The organism is Nostoc sp., from assembly GCF_036917755.1.
Taxonomy (GTDB): Bacteria; Cyanobacteriota; Cyanobacteriia; order Cyanobacteriales; family Nostocaceae; genus Nostoc.
The window spans coordinates 21,977-45,733 of the sequence record NZ_JBALFC010000153.1 but is presented as its reverse complement, the minus strand read 5'-3'; the positions used below and the strand labels follow the sequence as shown (position 1 = coordinate 45,733).

The following is a 23,757-nucleotide window of genomic DNA, read 5'->3' as shown; positions in this document are numbered from 1 at the left end:
GGCGATCGCTCAATTCCACTCGCTTCAGAATCTGGGCAACTTGCAACTATAATTTGATAAAAATTTACAGGCAAAAACAAACAATTAATATTGACTTAATATTAAAAACACTGTCTGCAATAAGCCGATGACAAAACCCAAAACACCACCTAAAGTTACAATCGCCTGCAATTCATTTTTCACAATTCCTTCAATTGCAGCTTCTAAATCAGCCGGTGAAGTTGATTTTACACGGTCAACTATCACTTGATCTATCGACAAAATCGGAATCACCTGCGTCACAATTACTTCTAAATCTTTTTCCAAATACTTATCTAAAATTAGAGCCAACTCTTGACTCATGACTTCTAAAGAAGTACTGACAACAGGTGAAGTACTAAGACGATTCAGCAGCACTACAGCAATATTTTCCCAATCAACAGAATCAGTTAATCCTTGTAAAAAATCGCTGCCACTGTTTTGCAGGTAATGGCGGACACTTTCGCGAGTGGTCTTTCGCAGTTGGCGTACCGTACCCATTGGCAAGTTTTGTAATGATAAATTTTGCAGTAATTTCCGAATGCGATCGCGCATTTTCAAATCTTGAGTCAATTCCTGCAAGCGAGTATTGGCAGCCTCCTTTTCATCCAAGCAAAAAGACCGTAGCCGCGTAAGAGTATTACGTAAGCCAAATAAATTTGCTACTACCCAATAAGTACCACTAGTTTTTTCGCGGAAGCCTTCATCAATAATTTGAATTGTGCGATCGGTCAAAAAATCAACTATCACTTGGCGCAGCACATCCGGCGGTAGAACTACTTGCAACAACCAATCAGCAAGCCGCGTGGCTTGTTCTTCACTCAACTGAAATTCCAGCAATATCTGGTCAAAAATTTGATTGATTTGCGCTTCCAAAAAGTCTTCGCGTCGCGCTAAAACCTTGAGTAATCGTGGTAAGGATTCCCCTAACAAATCCCGCAAAATTCCCGCCACAATTTTGGCGCTTTTCTGATTTTTATCTGTTTTGATTTGTTCAATCGCCAGCCGTAACAACCAGAGAATTGCTGCTTGCACGCGTTCTGTTTGCAACAAACGCCGCGCTAGATTTTGCAATTCTTCTGGCGTTAGCAGTGACCCCATGATTGTATCGGAAATGTTTTTAGCCAGACGTTCCTGGTTGCGGGGAATCAATCCAGGGGTGAAGGGTACTCTTCGTCCAGCAATATAAATTGCTCGGTAAGGACGGAACAACATTTTTATCGCTATATCATTTGTGAAATAGCCAATAATTCCACCCAGTACCGGGGGAGACACATAAAGCCAAAGATGAGACCAGTCCACAGGATTTTGGATTTTGGTGAGGTAGCCCCCGTCTTGGCGGTTCCCGTCGATGGGAGACTGCCGAACCCGAAGGGATTTTGGATTTTGGATTCTAGATTATAAATTAGGGATTGGGGATTGGTAATTGGCGGTTATTAGTTATGAGTTATTTTTCCACTAACTACTAACGATTTTCCTACTTCCATTACCTATTCCGCAGTCTCCAATCCAAAATCGCAAATCTAAAATCTAAAATTTGCTGACTACCAGCACTCCCATCATACCGTTCGCAATGGGGTAGTGTGTAGCAACAGCAAAACCAACTTGATGAGCTAACTCTATTTGCTCTTTTCCGATGGGAAAGCGGTCTAAGCTAGGACTGATGTAAGCATATTCTTCTTTTAAGCCTAAATAATTGGCAACTGGCACCACGAAGCCGTCCAGATACCACTGCTGAAAGGTACGTAGCTGAAAATTACTCGGTCGATGAAAGTCTAAAATTGCGGCTTTAGCACCCGGCTTCAAAACACGGTATAACTCTTGGAGACTGCGGGGAATATCTTTAACATTTCTTAAACCATAACCCATTGTTGCGGCATCAAATTGGTCATCGTCAAAGGGTAAATTTAGCACATCGGCTTCTACCCAGGCGATCGCAGGTTGGGGGTACTGCCAATGTGAGCGTAATGAAGCAATTTCTAACAGGTTTGGGGAAAAATCTACTCCGTACACCTGTCCTGTTGCTCCTACACGCCGTGCCAAACGTAAAGCTAAATCACCACTACCGCAACACAAATCTAATGCAGTATCACCCGATTTAGCTGCGCTCCATTTCACTGCCATTTCCTTCCATATTCGATGCTGTCCCAAACTCAACCAGTCGTTCAACTGGTCATAAACTGGAGCAATACGGTTAAAAATGGACTGAATTTCGTTAGTCATTGGGCATGGGGCATGAGGAATTGGGAATTGGGCATTAGTCATTGGTTTTTGACAAATGACTAATGACAAATGACTAATGACAACTACTAAAAGCGATCGCCAGCAGTTGCGCTAATAAATTAAATAACACTAATTCATCTTCCCGCAAAGTGCAGGGTTGTTTCCACTGTAGCGACAATACGCCCAAAAGCTGATTATGGTAGCTAATTGGGATAACTAAATGTGCTTGCACACCCGTATTTTGGTAGTGAATAGCATCAACTAGTTTAGTGTCTTTAAGTACATTTAAGGAAACTTGCATTTGCCCAGTGGCGATCGCTTCCCTTGTTAGTGGGTCTTCAGATAGCCAATTCTCTATTCTACCTGTATCGCTGTAAGTTCCTTGAGTCGCAACCAGAGTATTTCCATCTGTAAGTTGTAGGATACAGCCTTCTGCTCCAAAAGTCTGACTCACAGCCCTCGCAATTGGAGCGAGAGTTTCCTCTAAGCTAGAAGCTGCTTGAGTTACCTGTACCAAAACACTCAGCAGCGCCATTTGAGCATGAGCACGGCGTAATTCTTCTGTGCGTTGCTTGAGCAAGTCGTAGGTTTCTGCTGCTCTTTGCACCACTGCCTTCAATTCCCCTGGATCCCAAGGCTTGGTAATATATTTGTAGACTTGCCCCGCATTAATCGCCTCTACCAAGTCTTCAATATCAGTAAATCCGGTGAGAATTATTCTTACCGTATCGGGAAACTGAGGTACAGTCTTGCTGAGAAACTCAGTTCCTTTCATTTCTGGCATCCGTTGATCGGAGATAATCACCGCTACCTCGCCTTCTGCTGCCAAAACTTCTAAGGCGTTCACCCCACTATCAGCTTTCAAAACATTAAAGTCGCGTCGAAAGGTGCGATAAAGCAGATCGAGATTATCTGGCTCATCGTCAACTACCAGGATTTTCAGCTTTTTTGGTCGTTCGAGAGTCATCACTTGAGATTGGAGTTTATCAATTTCGAGACTGGACTGATCCATAAGATAGTTCCTTTAAATATTCACTCTCTTTGTTATATTCCATACCAAGTTTAGTTGAGAATAGTTAAAATTTGTCAAGGGTTTTCACGGAGTTAATTTGCATTTTTAAATACGCTAATCATGAGTGCTACAGAGGATATTTGCCTACCCAAACATCTCAATTAGAAAAAATTGCACTAGAAAAACCAACTAAATCAGCCTAACTATGGCAGTTTTGCTCATAGATCAGGTACGTTAACAAATCTCCTTTGCATGCAACGCGCAGCATGGATGCACAGATGTGCATTGGTGTCAACTTAACTCGGGTAAGGACTATGTAGGCACTATCTCAGGCTATCACCAGCAATGATATCAGTAAAATACCCTTTCCCAGTTCGCAATTAACGTTTCAGTACGTTGGCGGAGGGTGTTCGCTAGGGTTCGCAGGGGTACAACGTAGATAAGTTTATTGGGGAAGTCAAGGTTGAGATGTTTGGCGAAGAGGAAGGGTGCGATCGCAGTTTTGGTATTAGTCAAGCGATCGCTCTTAATCCTTTGCTGAGAATGGGAAAAAATAAACAACCTTTCTAGCTTCCTGATATTAGTAATACAAAATCAATCATTAATCAATAAATTTGACATTTTTAATACTTCCATCATCCTTCAGGGCGGTAATTTTCACTTTTACTACCTGTCCTTCCTTAAGAGAAGCTGCTTTTCTAGGTTCTTTCTCAGTCAGCTTAATTGTTTCCACCATCTCATAAGTAACTTTATTACCCTTAACACTAAGTACGATAGCATCTAAAATTTGACCAGCAGTGAATTTCTGATTATTAATAACTTCCGCAATTTCTGCTTGACGTTCAGACGTTTGTTCAACCTGTGGACTTTGGGAAATAGAGATTTCCTCAATCGGGCTAACTTTGTAATATCGCATTAAACGCATCGCCCAGCCTAAAATTTTTAACATGGTCTGAGCGTTTGCTTGTTGGCTTTGCAGATATTGATTACAGGCACGTTCAATACTGCGGTAATAGCCTGTAGTCCGCCCACTGTGTCCAATTTGCCTACCGTTAGTAACTAAAGTTTTAAGATAGCTAAAAAATCGCCGTCCTGCATCCGGTTGCTCTACAATACTACGCAGATATGCAATAACTTTTCCTACTTCATTAACATCAGTGTCCTCTTTAACCAAGGTTATTGCTAAATTGTGAGCAAGTTGAGATTCTGCTTCTGTTAAAGATTCTGTAGTCAACATTAATACATTCCTTCTGGTGGTTCGCGGTCGGTTGGGTAGTGTAGAACTTCAGCGAGTTGTTGGAGTTGGGGAAGTTGAATGAGTCGGGAATGTGCTGCTTTAATTTGGCTAGCGATAAATGTTTGTAGTGCCTCTCCTGTGAGAAGATGATCTTTATCGGGGGTGTAAGTGGAGTAGTGCGATCGCAAATCCTCGAAATTTTGTAATATCTTTGCTTGTGTAACTTCTACAGTCATTGTTCCCATCCCAATAGGTTTACCACCACCAACTTTTAAAGCTATGGGGTAGTTAGAATCTTGTCCCAACACAATAAACAGCGTCCCTAATTCTTCAGGCTTGATGTTTTTAAACTGCAATTGAGTAGTAAAAGTGTATTCTCTTGCTGCTTGTTGAACTGCAATTCCTTGATTTTGAACTTTTTCAATGGCGCGAATTGTATGATAATAAAACTTACGTCCAGCAACTTTTCCCCTTGCGTCAAAATATGCACTTCCGGGTTCAGGGCGCGGACGATATAACGAAGGCATAAACCCCGTATTAAAACCTATACTTTCACATTTAACATCATTAAACTCAATTAATCCTTGCCAATCTAAAGCACCGAATACTTGACTAGCGGGACATAATTGTTCTTTATTTCGACATGGTAATCTTTCGTTGGGTATTTTATCCCGAAATCTTGATGTGACTACTGCAAGGGTACTATTCGTAATCGCTTCATATACTGAACGAATACAACCTTTAAGGGAACTACCTTGAATTACCAAGTGTTTATCAATCCCCTGTACCATTGTTTTAATTAAAGATACACGAATTTGAACATCGTTACCAGGGACAACAATGCCAGTAGAAATATGCAGCGATGTTTTAACTTTTAGAGTTAAAAATAAAGTTCCATGCAGGCGGTTTTTATCAAATTTATCATGGCCAGCAGGATGTTCTAAGCGGGGACGTTCCTGTGGAAAAGAAACAAATTTATATGGTTTTTGTGTATTATTTACCGCAGCATCATCACGAGATACAGGCTGAGAAGGAGTTTGTTTTCTTGGTTTAGGTTTTGGCGTGTTGGTCATTTTCGTTAACCGTTAAGGCGACAAAATGAATAGTTGCAGTATTAGAGTCTTTGAAATATCTTTGCTTTATTGATACATCTTCAGGCTTGATAGATTGATTATTTTCACCTTTAAAAGTGAAACCTTTAGGAAATCTTGCTTCCTTTGGGTCATACCAATAGGCATCTCTATCACAAATTATCCAATTACAAGTTAATACTTCAAATTCTTCTAAGTTAAATTTCTGTTGACTGAGGATTAAAACTTCATATCCTGATTTTTGTTTTTTCCATCGCATTTCACATATTGCATTAAATACCTGTCCTTCAATTTCTCCTCTTTCAGAAGGTAATTCACTACAAATTCCACTCACAGCATGAGAGTAACGTAAAAAATAATAACTTTGAGAGTTAGAGACTTGAGTAATTAAGGTATCGAGTTGATCAAGTGCTACCAATTGCTGATGATATATATACCCCAGAATAGATTTTTCTTTCATGCAACTAAAACCTTATTCCATGCACGAACTGAACGCATAAATAAATCTTTTACACCAGATTCTGTGTCACCTTCCCATTTAAGTTGAACACCAAAATCTAATTCCATAGACTCTGCACGAACTGGAGAATCTTGATTATCTGGTTTAGAAAAACCATATTTTCCTGCTTCTTGTTGAGATAAAAACTCTCCTACCCCCAGTAGAAAAGTTGAGTCCCATTCGTGTGAATGTCCCAGTTGGCGAATTTTTCTAGTTTCAGAGTCAAATTGACATCCTGGATACTGGACAACTGCGCTATTGTATTGAACGCGAACCGTACCTAAACCGCGTGATTTAGCAAAACCTAACCCAAACCAACCATCATTTAAATCACGCAGCACCAAACCAATTAAACCAAGTTGCGCCAATGTAAAATTTTTGAGGTGAATTTTAGCATGAAATTCTCCCGCAGTGCAAACTTGATAATTGAAAGGGCCAACCGCAACCGAACCAAATACGCGGTCAATAGCGACGCCATTACGTTCTTCTAATTTCAATTGCGTTAAGTCAACTGGATGTGCATCTTCAATGCGAATGCGGCTTGCTATTGAAGTATTACCAAACATTTGGTCAGTAAATGAAGATTGTTGATAGATGTCGTGACTTGCTAAATTTTTAGGTAAGTAATCACCTTTCGTAGGGTCACTTGCCCAAAGCTTCTTTGTATTATTATCACCACCAACAGTACGAACAATTCTTTCAGCATGAGCGCGAATTGCACCTTTTAGGCTGCTTCCAGGTAAATAAATTGACCACCCACCCCCATGAAAAGTTCTGACAAATTCCATATCAGGATTTGTAGGGTCTGCACCTTCACGTCCCGATTTAATCAGAATCGGCCCATCTGGGATGATGCTTAAATCAATAGTGCAATGGTTTACAAGTCGTTTGTGCATAGATGTATTTATTTCAATAAATCTTTTTAGGCTGGAACTAAATTATTTAGCTGTAATTCAGATTGTTGGAATACAAAATTTACAGCACCGAATAATTTATCTAGTTCTTGAATTGTGTAAAAAGTGCTATTTCTGGTAAATATTTCACGTTCTAGTTTTCCAAGTTGCCAACGTTCACCGTTAGAAACAATACCGAAAATAATTATTTGATGTTCTCCATTTAATCTTTGAGCCGCAATCATTTCTGCTAAACATTGCGCCCAACCTGTTTCAAAGTTATCTTGTTTGGCTTCCACTAAGATAAAGTATGGTTTGTCAAAGACCACTTTACCTAATGGTGAACGTTTAGCCAAAATATATTCAGGAAATCCTGATAATTTTTCATCATAATTTAAGGATTGATGACTCCATAAAATAAAATGTTGGCGGTAGGTTTTCCAAACTTCTTTAAGAACGGGATAAATCAGATTTTCACAGATAGCAAATTCTGAGTTATCAACTACAGCATCCCGCATCATCAGTTCTAAATCTTCGCGGAAGTAGTCGGGAATATTAAAGGGAATTTCGCTGATAAAAATTGCTTCGGTGTAGATAACTTGAAACGCTTTGAGAACTTCACCGATGGTTTTGTAGTTACTGAAAGCCATTTTAACCTCTTCAAGATTGTGTTTGGGTTGTGGTGGTAGAATTCTTGGGTATATTATCTCTTAAATAATTGATTAGTGCTTGAGTCCAATTATGTTTATGGGATTCTAGCTGTTCTTGATTGCAAAGATAATGATTTTTGTCTCCTTGAACTAACCTTTGTAAGTAGTCTAATAATTCTTCAGGCTTATTTTCTGGATAGTCAAACCACCACATCTCACGAATATCTAGTTTAACAACACCCAAGCCACGAGAACGTCCACCACCAAGGGGAATTTGTTCAGTTTCAAACTGATGTAACCCAATCATTAATAAACCTAGCTCCCAAGGTTTAGCATTTTCCACCACAGCTTTAAATTCAAATAAAGTTTCGGCGGGAACTACTTGGAAATCATAGAGTTTCCCATCTGCTGCTGTTTCAGTGTCTCTATCAATGGCCACACCGTCTCTTTCTTGGTATTGTCCAAACCATGTATTATCGACTATGGTTAAATCGCGTACTTGGAATTTACTAGCTATCCAAGGTGAACCAAAAAGGAGTGAAATTAAATCTGTTTCATTGATAATTTTATCTGTGAGTAACTGATCTTTTTTTGCAGCGCGTTCTTTTTCTGGATATTTATCAAGTTCTTTTTCAACCTCTTTCTTAAGACCGTTTTCTCCATTCATACGCTCGTTGGTAATTGACCATTCTGCTTCTATTGCTGGGTTAGCCGCAAAACTGGAATCAATTCCACGCAGGAAACTTTCAAGGCGCGATCGCATTGCACCTTTGAAGCTTGATCCTGGTATTAATGGACGATTTAAGGTATCTTTAATTACAGGTAAATCTGACCCAATTGGTTCACTTGAGCGACCTGCACTGATGCGTAATGCTGTTATGGTGGTGAGTACGCCTGTGATTTCTAGGCGATTTTTGAATGTATCGAACATAGTGTTTAAAGTTCTAAACTACTGGGAGACTGTGGAGACTGTGCTTGTAATCTTTGTGGGATAACAGCCGTAATAGCAGATTGAATAAAGTTGACAAATACTTCGCTTACTTTCTGATAGTCACTACTATTAATTGGCTGAAATCCATGAGCAAACAATGAGTTATTACGAACTTCTAAAGCATTAATAATCTTATTTGCATTTTCCTGGTAAACCTTTCCTACAGGGTCATCAGGAAGTTTACTTAAAAGCTCATAGCTACTTCTCAAAGCCAGTTGAATCACACCCCTAACAGGAGACCGTTTTTGCTCATATTCATTTCGCAAAGACTCTGGTAATTGCTTAAGGTCAACATCACCAGTTCTAATACCGTAAGTTTTCTTAAGACGAATCTGAGCTAATAATTCTAAAGCTCGATAAAGTCTGCCAACAGCGTCATCATAACGCACTTGAGCAGCACGTCTTTCAGCATTATTTAGTAAATCTTGAACAATCTCATAGCCATGTCCTTCTGTAGCATTACCAGAATCAAATTTTTCATCTATTTGTCCCCGGCTGTTAATCACACGCTTTAGAAATACCACCAATTGTCGAATTTCAGTATGTCTCATTTGAGTCTCTAATAACTCTAAAGCTTCCCTATGTTCAAATGTATCCCAAGCATCTAAACCAGAACAACAAGCATATAATGTTTGAATTTTTCGTCTAGTCTCAGGTGGTAATGCCATTGAAGATAGGAGTCGCTTTAGTTGTGCGATCGCCGCAGGATAGTTGTACTGTTGTAAGAAAATTGGTAAATCGCACCGCGAATTACTGAACCGGGAATATGATCTTCCGCTTCACTCACAGAACCGGGTTTTTTAGCTGCGATCGCTAATGGCGATAAAGCTGTAATCTTTAATTTAATCCGGTTCATGACTTAGCCTCCGGTAGTAGCATTATCCAAGCTGCATCATCTTTTGGTAGTGTTTCCAATTCTTTCCATCTCAGCCAACCCAACCCCGCAGATTTACTCCCGCCGAGGGCGTGAATGTGCCGCAAACCGGCTAAAATCAAAGCCTTGGCATACTCTGGACACTCGGACAATAGATGAAGTTCTCCTGTAAATTCCAATTGATTATTCGCTGGGGAAGTCTCCAGGAAATAGAGTTTTTTCTCTTCTCCAGTCAGGCGACGGCGGTTGATAGTCACACCAGGACGTATCACATCTGGTAAATCCTCCCGTTCTATATGACAAATCAAGTCATCAACTACAATTCGGGATGGGAGTATGGGATTACCAAATATTTGCGAAATTAAGCAATGATAGCCTCTGTAGCCATCAATTTGGTAGCTAGTCCGAAATTGGCTACTGACTTGTTCTTCTCTTGGACAAAGTGTTTCAGCTTTGGGTGATTCAAAAATTTGCCATCCTAACCCCCTAGCCAGTTTTTCGCATTCATGGCGCAGTCTCCCTTTAAGTTGGGAAGCAGGAATTAGCAATTGTCCTTGAGCATTGCGGATGATAGGTTTGTCTGCAAGGGAACCATCAGAACCACCTGCACCAACACACAAAGCAGTATCAATTATTGCTGTGAGTTTAATATTTGTGACTTGGTTTTGGGGTAAGTCTCGTAATAAAATCATACTTTAAATGTTGGTTGCTGTGATGTTGCATAATTTGATTTATCATTTGATTGTTCGATAAAAGGATATAAATCTACTAACTCTCGCCAAATAGTTTCGTAGGTAACTTTCTCCTCAGTTTCTTCTTTTACCTCTTTTAAAGACATCCAAGGCGCGAGGTTTCCATTATTGGCTGGATCTTTAGGTCTACACCATGCATCTTCAAACTGTTGTTTCAGCAATTCCTGAGCTTTTTGGTCACTCAGACGTATTTTAAAATAACGATAATTGAGTATGGCTGTCTGTTTGCCTCTTTCTAGTAAGCTGCGAATTTGGTAAAGTTGCGATCGCGGAAATTCTGCATCTTTCAAAGCCTTAGCAGTTTCCAACAGTCCACCCAGATCATGCAGTGTATAAGGCGCAGCATACAGCTTTAGTTTTTGCTTTCCAGTGCCAAATTTAGTTAATCCATTTGAGCGAAATTCGCTAATGTTGGACGAAATCATTGTTACAGATTTCATCACTAAAAAATCTACTGTTCCACCATAGTATCCATATTTTTTTAAGTCTTTTGCTTGTTTTTTTGCTGATTTAAGTAGCTGTTCTGTCAGCTTTTGTGCATAGTATATTGGTGTGTCTTCGGCCGTAATTAATACACCAGTTGATATACTCAGTTTGCATTGATTACCACTAACATCCTGTTTGTCCGTCTGATAGCGATGTACAACTTTAGGATTATAAGTATTGTCTAATTTATAATCACTTCTTTTGTTTAACAGTATTTTTTCAAATTCATCACCAATAGTTTTGGCAATAGCTAATGCTTTATCTGCTGGCACAATTAACATCACATCATCCCCCCCAATAGTTAAAATTTCAAAGGGATGAATCCAGTGACCATTACGCTGTACCTTTTCTTGATCCTTAATGTTATTGAGATGATGAGGGTGTAGATGTTGAGCTAGTGCTTGATAAACTGATTGTTTAATAGCTTGAAAAATGTCGTCACTGAATTCTTGATATTCCTGTGGAGTTTGAATCTTTTGAATATAGCCACCCATATTATTGCCATCAGCATAAATATAAGCAACAAAACCATTAGGTTTACTAGCATTACCAATTTCTATCAGAGAACGTGCCTCTTCTGGATTTTTACAACCGTTATAGTATTGATTAGCTAATTCATTATCATCTAAAAAGACCTCAAATTTATGTACCCAACTGGGTAGATAAATTTGATTAGGTTCCCAATAGAAACCAGCTTGAGAGTACCAATGTTTAGAGCTATGATCTTCTTTAGATATCTGTCCAACAATTCGCTTACGTGCCGAAGCTTCTGAAAACCAAGGTTCGTTAGGGAGACTTTCAGCTTTCATCACAGCAGAACGGCGATCGCCCTCATCTCTCTTCAAATATGGGTGTGTTTCAAACATTGGTGGATAACTGCGACTGTTGCGATTTATAAAACCATTACCGCTTCGTCGCTTGTTGAACAGGGATGCTAACTTACCAACCAATTCATTAAAACTCTTACGTTCTTTAAAAGCTTGCACTGAATCATTTACATCAGATTTAGCAAAATAGGCTTCTATCAGTTGATGATGAAGATGACTGTTATACTTATCAAGCCAGAATGTTGTCTCAATCTGATTATTTAGTAAGCCAAAGCGAATTTCTAGCAGCTTAAATTTAGCGCCAACTGCACAGGAATTAGCAGTTAAAGTCTCTTCAGTATAACGTTTTTCAATTGCATTGGCTAAATCATCTACAAAAACTGCTGGACAGAAAGCTAAAATATTACCACCAGTAGAATAGATAATAAGTTCAGGAATCAAAGCTGCTTCTAAATCAGGAAAGTTATTTTTTAACCATTGAGATATGGAGATTGATTTAGGCACGTTTTTGTATTCACCAAAGAAAGCAGGTAAATCAATCAAGTTAATTCTATCAAGTAAAGCTGAAGCGCCACGAAAATCTGGAAGTTTAGCCGCTTCAAATACATATTGCTTAATCTTAGTCGCACCACCATAAACTAAGCCAATTTGAGAATTCCACAGTTGAGGATATTTCTCTGGTAATTCCTTGAGTTTTTCTAGAGTATCTGGAAATTCTAAATTCTGTAATTCCTGGGACTGCTTAACTAACGCTTTAACCTTCTCTGGTAATTCTTCGCCCTTATTTAAAGCCTCGCGCATTTGATTTGTTAAATCATTGGGTTCGCGCTCGTTACCCCAAGCCAGACACCAAGCGATCGCTATACTAATAGAACTCATCTTATCCATTTTTACATTTACCTTAAATTAACTCCACCAAAACCCGCGCCAATCCTTGCACCATCGGACGACTAGAAATATCCTCCCCACGCTGCAACCGATGGACATTTCCTTTAAGCTTTATTTGATGGGTACATCATACACGCACCTGAAAGAAGTATCTTCCAAGACGCTGTATCTTAAAGAAAGTTATATTTATCGAGATTTGGCTAGTCCGATAACCATGTCTTTATCTACTATTGAGAGCGATCGCAACCTGACAACTCCAATGCACCTGCATCCGCTATATTTAAGGTGTATCAGTTGCCCATTGTTGCACCGAAATTTAGCCATGACAGAGCTACTTGAACAAGCGATCGCCAAACTAAAAAACTTGCCCGCCACTGAACAAGATGCGATTGCGGCGATGATTTTGGCAGAACTAGAAGATGAACGCCGTTGGGATGAAGCTTTTGCCCGTTCTTCAGACATGCTTGCCAAACTTGCAGCCGAGGCAATGGCTGAATACCGTGCAGGTAAAACCCAAGAGTTAGATCCAGATAGATTGTGAAGTCACGTATCACCGCTCAGTTTCGTCAAGGGTTTAATGATAGCTATAGCGGTAAATTACTTGTACGGATGCCGAAATCTTTACATCGACGTTTAGCTGAGACTTCTGAACGGGAAGGCGTTAGTCTCAACCAATATATTGTGTCTTTGCTGAGTGCAATGGAATAATTAACAGCAAACTAATCTTAATAAATTCCCTGATGATTTATAAATATTCAAAAAATACTTTAGGTACTAATCGTAATTCTCCAGATTTAAAGCGAGAGATATCTATCCATAACGCTCTATGTTTATGAGTTTGTGATTCTGAAAAAACTAAACTTTCCAGTTGATAAAATTTGAAATCAGCAAAGTCACATTGATAAAGCTGAATAATTTCATGACCTTGCCTACCATTAAATGTAAACAAGTTCTCTATACAACCCAAATAGCGAATATTCATTAAGTCTGCTTGAATTTCCTCTTGAAACTCCCGTTCTAAGGCGACGCGGCTGGTTTCGCCAAATTCAACACCACCGCCCAAAGCACGATAAAATGTTTCTTGCTTTACGGGATCGTAGCCTTCAGAAAGAAATATGCGATCGCCATGCCGAATTAGCCCCAAGGCTATTACCCGAATTTCGCCTGCTTTATTCATCTAAACCTCCCAGGAGACCCACAGTCGGTAACTATCTCAAAAGCACTGGCTTAACCCTTAAACCTGTTTAACTTTTAAGTTCTAGAGCAGGGAACTAGCTACGCATTCCCTGGTAGGACTTGAACGCTTACCTTAAACGTAGTGATTTAACACTTAGACTGGTCAACTAGGCTCTTTTCAAGCCCTTACTATATCGGTACTCCGATTAGTGGTGGGTGATTGACTTTTATAACTAATTATCGTAAATAGACTGAGGACGACTTTCGCTATCCTCAATAGGCCAATCTGCATTTTCGCCGCCAATGTACAATTCTTCAATGGTGACATATTCCTGACTTAGCTGTGTGAGGGCGTTGATTAAAATATCCAGAGCGATCGCATCACTGGTTCCTAAGTCAAACCAACAACGCCCCCACTGTCCCTCATATTCAAACTCACCAATGTTGTGCATCAGTGCTAGCAGGCTTTTGTCATATCCTTGTTCATCATAATTCATGTAGCTGATATCGAGTCCAGTGTCCTGCACCTGAAGATTCTCTGCATTAAATGCACCCAATTTACCCAAATAAAACCAGGAATTGAAAACTTCTTCTACATATTGCTTTTCACGCGCAGAAGGATTTGTGCTGAATTTCAGCCAAATCCACATATCAAAAGGATTAATTTCGCGGAACTGAATCTCCATTTTGGTCTAATGTCTCAATTACTGTTCTGAAAATAAGCATATCAAAGTAAGGAATGGGGAATGGGGAATGGGGAATGGGGAATGGGGCATAGGGAAAAAACTTAATCGCCAATGCCTTATGCCTTATTATCTAGGATTGTTCAGGCTAACAGCACGGCTGCGTTCACGCTCAATTTGCTTGACTAAATCTCTTGGGAGTTGGGATTTTTTGGCCAATGCTTTGTCAAAATTAGCGATCGCTTCCTGGAACAACTGCTGGCTTTTTTCTTTTTGCCCCAGTTCTTTCAGGATTTGGGCTTTGAGATAATAAATTTCTGGATTATCGGATGTGGTTTTGATCGCACGGTTGACATACTCTAGTGCCTGTGTATACCGTTTTAAATCTCGGTAAGCAAGAGCAATACCCCGATCGACTAGATACTTCGGAGCAGCATTTTTTTCTAAGCCTCCAATTGCCTGATCTGGGCTAGCAAAAGGCAAATTAACCGCCAACAATAAATCCATATAACCCTTGATTAAATTCAGTTCTGGATCGTTGGCAGAAATTGCTTCGGCTTTGTCTAAATATTCATAAACTTGCCGCAGCCGACTAAAAGCTTGCGGCACACCGTTGACTGTACCCTCACGGGTGAGAACTACTGCACCCTTTAAAAAATGACCAACAGCAGTGTATAAATTACCACGTAATGGATCGCTAGTAATCAGTTTTTCTCCAGTTTCTAGAGTTTTCTGACTATAGGTGTCTAGTTTCGCCCAATCCTTATTTCCGTATGCTAAAGATGCGATCATGGCATAAGCTAGAGGTTCATTTGGCTCTTTGGATATTGCTTGTTGCAGATAACGCTCTCCTGCGGGATAGTTGCCCTGTTGGAAAATCGCTTTAAAAGCTGCTTCTGTTTGGTCGCCAATTTGATGAGGTTCGCGATCGCGAAACGGATCGCCAGCCAGAGAGGGATTTATCCACAAATTAAGTGCGATTGCCCAAGGGGCAACGCCAAAGGCGAACGCAGTGACAAAAGCAGTCTGAGTAAGGGTAGTAAGCCTAGCAGACGCTACTAATCGAGGCGAAGAAAACCTTTTAGTCATTTTAACCCTCAGAATAATTGCGGTTGAAATAGTTGTATGTGTTACTTAAAATACAAAAAATGGTTAATTTTAACTAAGTTTAGGGGTTTAAGTAAAGAGCATCAATTGCCAGAACGTTTTGGGTCGGGGTCTAAATAAGAGTCACAAAACTTACTTGCGACTTGCGACTTGCGACTTGCGACTTGCGACTTGTTTTAATACTTCGGCTTCTCTGCCAGATGCTGCACTTCGGCAAGGCTCAGTGACCACACGAACGCTCAGTGTTAAAGCCTCGACTTGGCTCGGCTTTAACTTGCCTTTGTTTCAACTAAAATTTTCTGATATAAAAGTTGACTTTGGTAATTTTTCCATGTTCCCAAGCTTGTTATAGTCATTGTTTAAGGATGAGTCTGCCACAATAGAGGAAAAGTGGATGATTCTTGCTGCTAAATTAAGGTGTTAATCCAGGTAATGCGCTATAAATTTCTCCAGAATTTTCCAGATACTCTCAGTGTAGCTAATCACTAATTTGCTGACTTTTTGGTAATCTTAACAAATGCTCTATCTCCGAAATGTAATTTATCACCCCACAGCGTGCCCAACAGCGATTCTCAAATCGATCAACTTGGAATTAGCACCCCAACAGCTAGGTCTGATTATTGGCCCGAGTGGTTCAGGAAAAAGTACCTTACTAGAAATTTTGTCGGGACTAGCTGAACCCACTACCGGCGCACTCTTCTGGCGAGAACAAGAACTTATAGCCGAACAGCTACAACAATTGGCTGGGTTAGTATTTCAGTTTCCAGAGCGGCACTTTTGCGGTGGTTCAATTTTAGAAGAATTGCGTTTAGGACATCCTGAGTTAGGGTCAGAACGAGTCAGACAGGCGCTGACTGAGGTGGGATTAGAGCATTTATCGCTTTCCGCAGCCCCTCATGCTTTGAGTGGTGGTCAGCAACGACGTTTAGCTTTGGCAGTGCAATTGATTCGCCAGCCAAATTTATTATTATTGGATGAACCCACAGCTGGGTTAGATTGGTCAATGCGTCGGCAACTGGTAAATTTATTAGCGAAACTGAAACAAGATTGGACGCTGTTGGTAGTGACACACGATGCTGGGGATCTGTTAGCGATCGCAGACCGTTGCTGGACACTCAACCACGGTGAACTAGAATCAGTAGATCCAAGGACACTAGAAGCCAAAATTAAAGAACCTCTACCAGCAGTATGAAAAGCGGAGTGGGGAGTAGGGAGTGGAGGGAGATGAGGGAGCAGGGGGAGATGAGGGAGCAGGGGGAGATGAACTATTGATTATTGCCCAATGCCCATGCCCCATGCCCCATGCCCAATGCCCAATGCCCCATGCCCAATGCCCAATGCCCAATGCCCAATGCCCCATGCCCAATGCCCAATGACAAACTTATTGCCTGAGATGGCAGAAATTTGGCAGCAAACTCTTAATTGGGAACCAACAGCCCAACAGCAGGAACAATTCCAGAGACTTTATGAATTAATTCTAGAAGGTAATCGCCAACTAAATTTAACTCGGATCACTGACCCCCAAGAGTTTTGGGAAAAACATCTGTGGGATTCTCTGCGAGGAATTGCGCCACAGGGGGAATTTATCCCGTCTCTTCAAGAAGCTGGATCTGTGATTGATATTGGCACGGGTGCAGGTTTTCCGGGTGTTCCGGTGACAATTACTGCACCTAGTTGCAAAATTACTCTGATGGATTCAACCCGGAAAAAAATTACTTTTATCGACAATATATTAACTGAACTTGCGCTGACCAATGCCAAAACTCTCGTTGGTAGGGCTGAAGAAATCGGTCAGCAACCCCAGCATCGACAAGCTTATGATATTGCTTTGATCCGCGCTGTTGGCACAGCTTCTGTTTGTGCAGAATATGCCCTACCATTACTCAAACAAAGTGGTTTAGCCATAATTTATCGTGGTAATTGGACAGAGGAAGAAACCACAGCTTTGCAAAATACTGTTAACCAGCTAGGTGGCGTAATTGAATTAATTGAAAAATTTACCACTCCTCTAAGTGATAGCATCCGTCATTGCCTTTATGTGCGTAAGGTAGCAAACACACCGGCTAATTTTCCCCGTGCTGTAGGTGTACCTTCTCAAAACCCGCTTTGAGGAGAGAGTGTGAGAAAAAGGGCGTTGCTGAGTGAAAGTATGAATTAGTCACTTCCGAATTCAGAAGTGGAATGATTGGTTAATGGGACTTAGTACAGAACACCACAAAAAGGGTATGGAATTTAATTATTCGTAGGTTGGGTAGAACATTCGTATTACCCAACATTAAGTCTGAATATTTGCAAATTGAAGATAACGACTAAATACTTTTTATATTTTCACAACTACTATAAGGTGATTGCAAAGTTTGTGGCGATCGCATCGTCAAACAACAGTTGAGCGATCGCTATTGACCAATAATCAGAAGCAAATAAAGCGATATCTCCGATGGGCGTAGCTGCGGCTCTTTTCACTCGACAACTCGTGTTACAATTACGAATTACGAATTGGTATTAGCCACCCAAAAACCTGCTCAACTGTCAAATCCAGTGTTAAAAACTTTGGTGTGGGAAGACAATCGCTACTTGTCAACTCAATAGGTTCCTGTCCTGGTATAAATGCTAAAATCAATCGCTCATCTGGATCGATTAACCATCCTAGCTGAGTACCATGTTTAAGACAGTGCAAAATATTACTGATAACTTTAGTAGCTCTCTGCTCAGGTGAGAGAATTTCTACAGTCCAGTCAGGATAAATTTCAAAAGTATTGGGTACTTCGCCATCAGCTTCAAAAGGAATTCGTTCCCAAATGAATACAGCAGCATCAGGAACAATAGAACGTCCACCAAAGCTACAGCGCAATTCTGGAAAGGCGAGGGCAATTTGTGATGTTTCTGCAACTTGATTTACAGCATCACAAAACTTGAGTTGCAGGCGAGAGTGTTTGCCAGCAGGCATAGGTTTTTGGTAAATTAGACCGTCAAGAAACTCACTAGCAGGCTTGGTTTCTGGCAGTTTGAGGAATTCTTCGAGGGTGAGAGACGGAGGAATTGCTGTTGTCATCGCCTTGAGTTGAGTATTATTGCCACTCTGCCAAAATTTTATCCTTTATATTTTCTGCTGAGATAAATCCATCAAGTTTGCCAGCTTGTAAACTACCCGCGCCCCAACATTACCATCCCACTCCCCATCACCGACTTCGCAGATATCAAAGCCAATAATTTTTCTCCCACTATTGACCAATTCTCGGAACAGACAAAAAGTTTGCTCTAATTCCAACCCACCTGGAACAGGAGTACCTGTACTCGGACAGAGTTTTGGATCTAGACCATCTGCATCAAAGCTAATGTAAACATACTCAGGTAAATGACTGATAATTTCTCGGCACAAATCAATCCAAGTTGTTCCAGAGTAAAGCTTTTGCTTAATAGCTGGGTCGTAATAAGCAATAATGCGATCGCTAGATTGGTCAATCATTTGCACTTCATCATGACTAATATCACGCAAACCCACTTGCACTAACTTAGAAATTTGCGGTATTTTCATCGCATTAAACATAATAGACGCATGGGAAAACTCAAATCCCTCATAGGCATCGCGTAAATCTGCGTGGGCATCAATGTGCAAAATGCCATAGTTTGCGTAGTTAGCCGCTAATGCTTGGAAATAACCTAAAGGCGAACTGTGATCTCCACCAATGACTGCAACTCGCTTACCATGATTAATTGCTTGTTGACAATTTTCAAACAGCCATTGATTCACCTGTTCACCAGCCTGATTAATTTCTGTCAGTACAGGTGTTAAATCTGGTGTATCTGAAAGTTCTTTACCTTGGGCTAATCGCTGAATAATTTTTGCTGCCAAGACGCGGTAGTATGTGTTCTTCTCTACAATATCCTGGGGAATTTCCACCATGAAAATTCCCTGCTTCCAACCATCAGGGTGATCAAAATCGAACAATTCCAGTTGAGTCGAAGCATCGAGAATTCGCTGTGGGCCGTTAGCAGTGCCAGCACCATAGGAAACGGTGACTTCCCACGGCACACCAAAGACAACCAAGTTTGCAGACTCGTAATCACAGGGCAAACCTAAGAGGTTGCCATTTACTTCACCTACGCCACTGGGATTGTAGTCTTTTAATTGATTACTCATTGAGTATCTTCTGGATTTACGTGGATAGACAGCACGCCGCCTAGTGGACATTTGCATTCTAATCAAAATTTTTCACAGGCGGTAAACTACTAAGGAAAGTAGTGTCAATATAGGCTTATATCGAAGTGGAAAAATTAGCTGCAACGAATTAACGATGACAGACGCTAAAAACGTAATCGATGGAAATCTAGAGGTTTGCTGTACTTCTCCGATGACTGGGTTTTACCGCGACGGTTTTTGTCACACAGGTGGTCAGGATTTCGGGTCGCACGTTGTCTGTGCCCAAGTGACATCAGAATTCCTGGAGTTCACCAAATCGCGGGGAAACGACCTCAGCACACCTGTTCCTGATTTTAACTTTCCTGGGCTGAAGCCTGGCGATCGCTGGTGTTTGTGTGCATCTCGCTGGCAAGAAGCTCTCGATGCTGGCGTTGCTCCACCCGTCATTCTCTCTGCAACCCATGCTAGAGCTTTGGAAGTGGTTTCCCTAGACGAACTGAAAAAATATGCTCTAACTTCCTCTTAATTGGGCATTGGGCATTGGGCATTGGGCATTGGGCATTGGGCATTGGGCATTGGGCATTGGGCATTGGGAAGAGATAAGGAAGAAACCTGTTCAATAATTGTCCCTCATCCCCCTCATCCCCCTCATCTCCCTCATCTCTCTCATCTCCCTCATCTGCCTCATCCCCCACTCCCCACTCCCCACTCCCAAATCAACTCACCGAAACTTCCATAGGTAATTTTAATACATTGGCAACCATAGCAATCAATTTAGTGGGGTCAATTGGCTTAGATAAATGCTGCTGAAACCCTGCTGAAAGAGCTTCTAAGCGGTCTTCCTCTCGCGTGTATGCTGTTAAAGCGATCGCTGGAATACGTCCGCCTTTTTCTGGTTCTAAAGAGCGCAGTTTCCGAATCAGTGTATAACCATCTTGCTCTGACATGCCGATGTCGCTAATCAGGATATCTGGTTTTGCTTGTTCAACTATTGCTAGCGCTTCCTCAACTGATGCTACCGCAATGGCGATCGCTCCATACTCCTCAAACATAAAACTGAGAAAGTTACGGGTATCTGCTTCATCATCTACAACTAAAACTCTTAATCCAGCAAGGGGCATCGATGCCACCGGGGAAGAAATTTCTCCTGCTGCTTCTCTACTCCCCCTGCTACCCCTATTGTCTTGTAGGAGTGGTAGTCTGACAGTAAAGGTTGCTCCTTGTCCAGTGCCTGCACTTTGGGCAAAAATTGTACCTTTGTGGAGTTCCACTAAATGACGGACGATCGCTAGTCCTAATCCTAGTCCATTGTGCGATCGCGTTGTGGTGCTGTCTGCTTGCCGGAAACGCTCAAATACTTTGGGTAAAAACTCGGAACTAATGCCAATGCCCGTATCGATAACTTGAATTTGGGCGTATTTGTGAGTTGTTTGTTGTCCTTCACCACAGACTACTAACAGATTCACTTCTACCCTGCCACCTTTAGGGGTAAACTTAATAGCATTAGTTAGTAGGTTCCAGACAACTTGCTGTAACCGGGCTGGATCGCCATAAACTGACCCTACCGAAGTATCCAGGACAGTATTTAACTTAATATCTTTTGGCTCTGCTAGGGGACGCACTGCTTCTAAGGCTGCCTCCATCACCGAGATCAGATTCACCGCAGATACATTTAACCGCAACTGACCACGGATAATCCGGGATACATCTAAGATATCCTCAATTAGTTGCATCTGAGATATAGCATTGCGTTCGATCGCTTCCAAGGCACGGGAAGTAGCTTTATCATCAAGTTTCTTAGAGCGGAGGATTTTTGACCAGCCCAGCATTGAGGTTAGGGGTGTACGCAATTCATGGGAGAGAACGGCGAGAAACTCATCTTTCATCCGATTTGCTGCTTCTGCTTCCTGTCTTGCCGTCTGTTCTCGAATCACTTGAGCGCGGACTTCTTCTGCTTGTTTGCGTTCAGTAATATCTTCGAGAGTGCCGACATATCCCAGCAATTCTCCTTGACCGGAAAGCATTGGTGATGAGCGAACCTGAACCCAACGGATGATACCGTTAGCAGTTTGAAAACGAAACTCTTCAGAGTAGTCACGACCTTGACGAATGTAGTCAGACCAACTGGCAATTGCTCGTTCTCGATCTTCTGGATGAACAGATTCTAGCCATCTTTTTTCTAAACTCTCTGCCGCTTTCAAATCGCAAATTGCCTGATAGCGGGGATTAGTATATCTACAGCCTCCTTCAGTATCAATTTCAAAAATGCCAACGGGTGAACAGGTACTCAGCGATCGCAATCGTTCTTCACTTTGCCTGAGTTCGGCATTCACAGCTACCAGCTGCGCTGCTTGTTGCTTAACAGCTTCTGTTTTCTTAAATAGTTCTACGAATACTGTGACTTTAGAAGTCAAAATATTCGGGTCTAATGGTTTGAGCAAATAATCAACTGCACCCAAGGCATAGCCTTTAAATAGCATTTGGTCGCTAGTGCTAAAGGCGGTGAGAAAGATAATTGGAGTGTGACGCGATCGCCCCCGATTGCGAATCAAGGTAGCTGTTTCAAAGCCATCCATCCCTGGCATTTGCACATCCAGCAAAATCACCGCAAAGTCTTGATGCAGCAGACACCGCAAAGCTTCTTCTCCAGAAGTAGCTCTCACGAGATTCTCCCCGAGTTTTTCTAGGATTGCCTCTAGTGCCAGCAAATTTTCTAGCTTATCATCTACTAGGAGGATGTTTACTTTGGGTTCCATCTGCATGGGTTTATTTCCGTGATGAGTGACAAAGCTTGACCATTTGGGAAGCAATGTTTGAAAGTGTCAAAATCCAGTCTACTGCAACAGCAGAGATTGCTGCCTCTGGCATAACGTCGCTCTCAGCTGTGGCAGGTTCCTGTACAATAGTCAGCCCTCCCCGCGCTTTTATTTTCTTAAGACCTTGCATACCATCTTGGTTTGCTCCTGTCAATATTACACCAATCACTTGCTCATTGTAGACATCGGCTGCTGATTCAAACAGCACATCAATAGATGGTCTAGCATAGCAAACAGGCTGATCAGTCGAAAGAGCAAAGTGATCTAGTTCAACCAGCAAGTGATAATCTGCTGGAGCTATGTAGATATGTCCTGGTAGTATTTCGTCTTTGTCTTCCACTTCTCGAATCGGTAACAAAGTGGATTCTTGTAATAACTCCTGGAGTGTGTTATTAGACTCCTTGTGACGGTGTTGCACGATCGCGATCGGCACTAGGAAATCTGCTGGTAAGTTCCCCAGGATAATTTTTAATGCTGATAATCCGCCCAAAGAAGTACCAATTACCACAATTTTAAACGACACTTGTTTAGTTATCACACCTGTATAATGTGGGTTTCAATCTTCGAGGATGTTTTAAAAGTATTGGGCGAATATAATAGAGTCTCCGGGACGCTGACGCGCTAAGCGAAGCTATGCCGAAGGCTTTACGCTACTACACAAAGCTTAGTCCACGGAGGTGGACTAAGAGAAAATCAAGGGTTTTTAACCCACGAAGGTGGGTTTTGTTTGTATAGCCGCGACTTATAGTCGCCAGGGCTAGTATGAATTGAAACTTGACAAACATCTCGCCATATACCAACTACTGAAGATTATATAATTTTGTCACTTGCATGACAAATAAATATTTTATCATTGTGAGCTACTTCACAAATAAATATTATATTTAGGCTTTTTAAAATTTTAATTAATGCCAGAATCGATACATTGTAGAAATAGTTTTTTGTTAGATAACTAACTTTTAAAAGTTTAATATTTATTTTTTTGACAATTCATAAAAATTTACTTAAGCTAAAAGGTAGGTTAGGCAAATCAACCAACAACAGCGATTTGATTAGCTCCACCAAGAATTGCTGTTGCAGACTATCGGCATGAGGAAATGAATCAAAACCAAAATTATTCTATCTAGGAAATTTAACCAGATTTGGCTACAAAAAGCTAAGACATCATTAAGCGTATTGCACCGCGCAAATATTGAACAGATTTCGGTCAATTATGGATGGATACTTGTGGTGATGTTAGTGAGTATCCATCAACTATTGAAGTTTGACTAGCAATTTGAGATTTTGGATTAGTTTCTTTTGGTTTATATCTCCTCAGAGGCGGAGTAAATCTAAAATCGGCAATCTAAAATCCAAAATGGATTGACCAAAGTGCGGTAGATATGTCCAGGAG

The 23,757-nt window shown here is 41.0% G+C and carries 28 protein-coding genes and 1 pseudogene; 6 read left to right on the top strand and 23 right to left on the bottom strand.

From position 1 onward, the window contains the following. Window positions 1-84 precede the first annotated feature (84 nt). From V7L05_RS32050 to cas10, 14 genes are all read right to left on the bottom strand, one after another. The gene (locus tag V7L05_RS32050; RefSeq protein WP_335170285.1) at window positions 85-1,320 is read right to left on the bottom strand and encodes a DUF445 domain-containing protein; all 1,236 of its coding nucleotides are present in this window, start codon (window positions 1,318-1,320) and stop codon (window positions 85-87) included. 228 nt (window positions 1,321-1,548) lie between these two features. Then, a complete protein-coding gene (gene ubiE / locus V7L05_RS32045) occupies window positions 1,549-2,241 on the bottom strand; it encodes a bifunctional demethylmenaquinone methyltransferase/2-methoxy-6-polyprenyl-1,4-benzoquinol methylase UbiE (RefSeq protein WP_335170361.1) in 693 nt (230 codons plus the stop codon). Between the two features lie 73 nt (window positions 2,242-2,314). Beyond that, complete coding sequence (locus V7L05_RS32040; RefSeq protein ID WP_335170284.1) at window positions 2,315-3,253, bottom strand: response regulator; 939 nt, start codon at window positions 3,251-3,253, stop codon at window positions 2,315-2,317. A 351-nt stretch (window positions 3,254-3,604) separates the two neighbouring features. After that, on the bottom strand, window positions 3,605-3,814 hold the full coding sequence (locus V7L05_RS32035) for a hypothetical protein (RefSeq protein ID WP_335170282.1): 210 nt from the start codon (window positions 3,812-3,814) through the stop codon (window positions 3,605-3,607). A 40-nt stretch (window positions 3,815-3,854) separates the two neighbouring features. Beyond that, complete coding sequence (locus tag V7L05_RS32030) at window positions 3,855-4,490, bottom strand: hypothetical protein (protein WP_335170281.1); 636 nt, start codon at window positions 4,488-4,490, stop codon at window positions 3,855-3,857. Next, window positions 4,490-5,563, bottom strand: coding sequence for an RAMP superfamily CRISPR-associated protein (locus V7L05_RS32025; protein WP_335170279.1), 1,074 nt, complete (start codon window positions 5,561-5,563; stop codon window positions 4,490-4,492). Before V7L05_RS32025 ends, V7L05_RS32030 begins: the two co-directional genes overlap by 1 nt. Then, window positions 5,541-6,041, bottom strand: a complete 501-nt coding sequence (locus tag V7L05_RS32020) for a hypothetical protein (RefSeq protein WP_335170278.1) — start codon at window positions 6,039-6,041, stop codon at window positions 5,541-5,543. The genes V7L05_RS32025 and V7L05_RS32020 overlap by 23 nt, the downstream gene beginning before the upstream one ends. After that, window positions 6,038-6,976 (bottom strand): RAMP superfamily CRISPR-associated protein, encoded by a 939-nt coding sequence (locus V7L05_RS32015; protein WP_335170276.1) that lies wholly within the window; start codon window positions 6,974-6,976, stop codon window positions 6,038-6,040. Before V7L05_RS32015 ends, V7L05_RS32020 begins: the two co-directional genes overlap by 4 nt. Window positions 6,977-7,002: 26 nt before the next feature. Then, window positions 7,003-7,623: a hypothetical protein gene (locus V7L05_RS32010; RefSeq protein ID WP_335170275.1), complete on the bottom strand. Its 621-nt coding sequence runs from the start codon at window positions 7,621-7,623 to the stop codon at window positions 7,003-7,005. Between the two features lie 10 nt (window positions 7,624-7,633). Then, window positions 7,634-8,554: a type III CRISPR-associated RAMP protein Csx7 gene (csx7, locus tag V7L05_RS32005; protein ID WP_335170273.1), complete on the bottom strand. Its 921-nt coding sequence runs from the start codon at window positions 8,552-8,554 to the stop codon at window positions 7,634-7,636. Window positions 8,555-8,559: 5 nt separating this feature from the next. Then, entirely contained in the window at window positions 8,560-9,282 is a 723-nt protein-coding gene (locus V7L05_RS32000; protein ID WP_335170272.1) for a TIGR02710 family CRISPR-associated CARF protein, read from the bottom strand. Window positions 9,283-9,299: 17 nt separating this feature from the next. Next, window positions 9,300-9,470 carry a hypothetical protein gene (locus V7L05_RS31995; protein WP_335170364.1) on the bottom strand — a complete coding sequence of 57 codons (171 nt, stop codon included), beginning with the start codon at window positions 9,468-9,470 and terminating at the stop codon, window positions 9,300-9,302. Beyond that, window positions 9,467-10,180, bottom strand: a complete 714-nt coding sequence (locus tag V7L05_RS31990; protein WP_335170271.1) for an RAMP superfamily CRISPR-associated protein — start codon at window positions 10,178-10,180, stop codon at window positions 9,467-9,469. Before V7L05_RS31990 ends, V7L05_RS31995 begins: the two co-directional genes overlap by 4 nt. Beyond that, window positions 10,177-12,441, bottom strand: coding sequence for a type III-B CRISPR-associated protein Cas10/Cmr2 (gene cas10 / locus V7L05_RS31985; protein WP_335170270.1), 2,265 nt, complete (start codon window positions 12,439-12,441; stop codon window positions 10,177-10,179). The genes V7L05_RS31990 and cas10 overlap by 4 nt, the downstream gene beginning before the upstream one ends. A gap of 322 nt (window positions 12,442-12,763) precedes the next feature. Here cas10 and V7L05_RS31980 point away from each other — a divergent pair, with 322 nt between their 5' ends. Together V7L05_RS31980 and V7L05_RS31975 are read left to right on the top strand one after the other, a co-directional pair. Beyond that, window positions 12,764-12,982 (top strand): hypothetical protein, encoded by a 219-nt coding sequence (locus tag V7L05_RS31980; protein ID WP_335170360.1) that lies wholly within the window; start codon window positions 12,764-12,766, stop codon window positions 12,980-12,982. A gap of 35 nt (window positions 12,983-13,017) precedes the next feature. Then, window positions 13,018-13,149: pseudogene (locus tag V7L05_RS31975) on the top strand (toxin-antitoxin system HicB family antitoxin); the annotation flags it as partial. 37 nt (window positions 13,150-13,186) lie between these two features. Here V7L05_RS31975 and V7L05_RS31970 read toward each other — a convergent pair. The 3 genes from V7L05_RS31970 to V7L05_RS31960 form a co-directional block, all read right to left on the bottom strand. Continuing rightward, window positions 13,187-13,618, bottom strand: coding sequence for an NUDIX hydrolase (locus V7L05_RS31970; RefSeq protein WP_335170268.1), 432 nt, complete (start codon window positions 13,616-13,618; stop codon window positions 13,187-13,189). Between the two features lie 232 nt (window positions 13,619-13,850). Then, window positions 13,851-14,303: a DUF3531 family protein gene (locus tag V7L05_RS31965; RefSeq protein ID WP_292785407.1), complete on the bottom strand. Its 453-nt coding sequence runs from the start codon at window positions 14,301-14,303 to the stop codon at window positions 13,851-13,853. Window positions 14,304-14,429: 126 nt separating this feature from the next. Next, a complete protein-coding gene (locus V7L05_RS31960; RefSeq protein ID WP_335170267.1) occupies window positions 14,430-15,389 on the bottom strand; it encodes a Sll0314/Alr1548 family TPR repeat-containing protein in 960 nt (319 codons plus the stop codon). A gap of 535 nt (window positions 15,390-15,924) precedes the next feature. Here V7L05_RS31960 and V7L05_RS31955 point away from each other — a divergent pair. Genes V7L05_RS31955 through rsmG form a run of 3 tightly spaced genes read left to right on the top strand, consistent with a single transcriptional unit; the run spans window position 15,925 to window position 17,517 of the window. Continuing rightward, the gene (locus tag V7L05_RS31955; protein WP_335170266.1) at window positions 15,925-16,599 is read left to right on the top strand and encodes an ABC transporter ATP-binding protein; all 675 of its coding nucleotides are present in this window, start codon (window positions 15,925-15,927) and stop codon (window positions 16,597-16,599) included. Window positions 16,600-16,621: 22 nt separating this feature from the next. Then, window positions 16,622-16,783, top strand: coding sequence for a histidine kinase (locus V7L05_RS31950; RefSeq protein WP_335170265.1), 162 nt, complete (start codon window positions 16,622-16,624; stop codon window positions 16,781-16,783). After that, window positions 16,780-17,517 (top strand): 16S rRNA (guanine(527)-N(7))-methyltransferase RsmG, encoded by a 738-nt coding sequence (gene rsmG, locus V7L05_RS31945; RefSeq protein ID WP_335170359.1) that lies wholly within the window; start codon window positions 16,780-16,782, stop codon window positions 17,515-17,517. The genes V7L05_RS31950 and rsmG overlap by 4 nt, the downstream gene beginning before the upstream one ends. Before the next feature lie 227 nt (window positions 17,518-17,744). On the opposite strand, the gene V7L05_RS31940 is transcribed toward rsmG, so the two are convergent. The 3 genes from V7L05_RS31940 to speB are packed head-to-tail and all read right to left on the bottom strand — an operon-like array spanning window position 17,745 to window position 19,548. After that, window positions 17,745-17,870 (bottom strand): hypothetical protein, encoded by a 126-nt coding sequence (locus V7L05_RS31940; RefSeq protein ID WP_335170263.1) that lies wholly within the window; start codon window positions 17,868-17,870, stop codon window positions 17,745-17,747. Window positions 17,871-17,889: 19 nt separating this feature from the next. Then, on the bottom strand, window positions 17,890-18,459 hold the full coding sequence (locus V7L05_RS31935) for a Uma2 family endonuclease (protein ID WP_335170261.1): 570 nt from the start codon (window positions 18,457-18,459) through the stop codon (window positions 17,890-17,892). A gap of 45 nt (window positions 18,460-18,504) precedes the next feature. Continuing rightward, window positions 18,505-19,548 carry an agmatinase SpeB gene (gene speB / locus V7L05_RS31930; protein WP_335170260.1) on the bottom strand — a complete coding sequence of 348 codons (1,044 nt, stop codon included), beginning with the start codon at window positions 19,546-19,548 and terminating at the stop codon, window positions 18,505-18,507. A 154-nt stretch (window positions 19,549-19,702) separates the two neighbouring features. Between speB and V7L05_RS31925 the strand changes: the two genes are divergently transcribed. After that, window positions 19,703-20,074, top strand: a complete 372-nt coding sequence (locus V7L05_RS31925) for a DUF2237 family protein (RefSeq protein ID WP_335170258.1) — start codon at window positions 19,703-19,705, stop codon at window positions 20,072-20,074. Here the strand turns inward: V7L05_RS31925 and V7L05_RS31920 are convergent. Genes V7L05_RS31920 through V7L05_RS31910 form a run of 3 tightly spaced genes read right to left on the bottom strand, consistent with a single transcriptional unit; the run spans window position 20,013 to window position 22,887 of the window. After that, on the bottom strand, window positions 20,013-20,243 hold the full coding sequence (locus tag V7L05_RS31920) for a hypothetical protein (protein WP_335170257.1): 231 nt from the start codon (window positions 20,241-20,243) through the stop codon (window positions 20,013-20,015). The genes V7L05_RS31925 and V7L05_RS31920 overlap by 62 nt on opposite strands. 21 nt (window positions 20,244-20,264) lie before the next feature. Beyond that, entirely contained in the window at window positions 20,265-22,310 is a 2,046-nt protein-coding gene (locus V7L05_RS31915; RefSeq protein WP_335170255.1) for a hybrid sensor histidine kinase/response regulator, read from the bottom strand. Window positions 22,311-22,314: 4 nt separating this feature from the next. After that, window positions 22,315-22,887 (bottom strand): chemotaxis protein CheB, encoded by a 573-nt coding sequence (locus V7L05_RS31910; protein ID WP_335170254.1) that lies wholly within the window; start codon window positions 22,885-22,887, stop codon window positions 22,315-22,317. Window positions 22,888-23,757 lie beyond the last annotated feature (870 nt).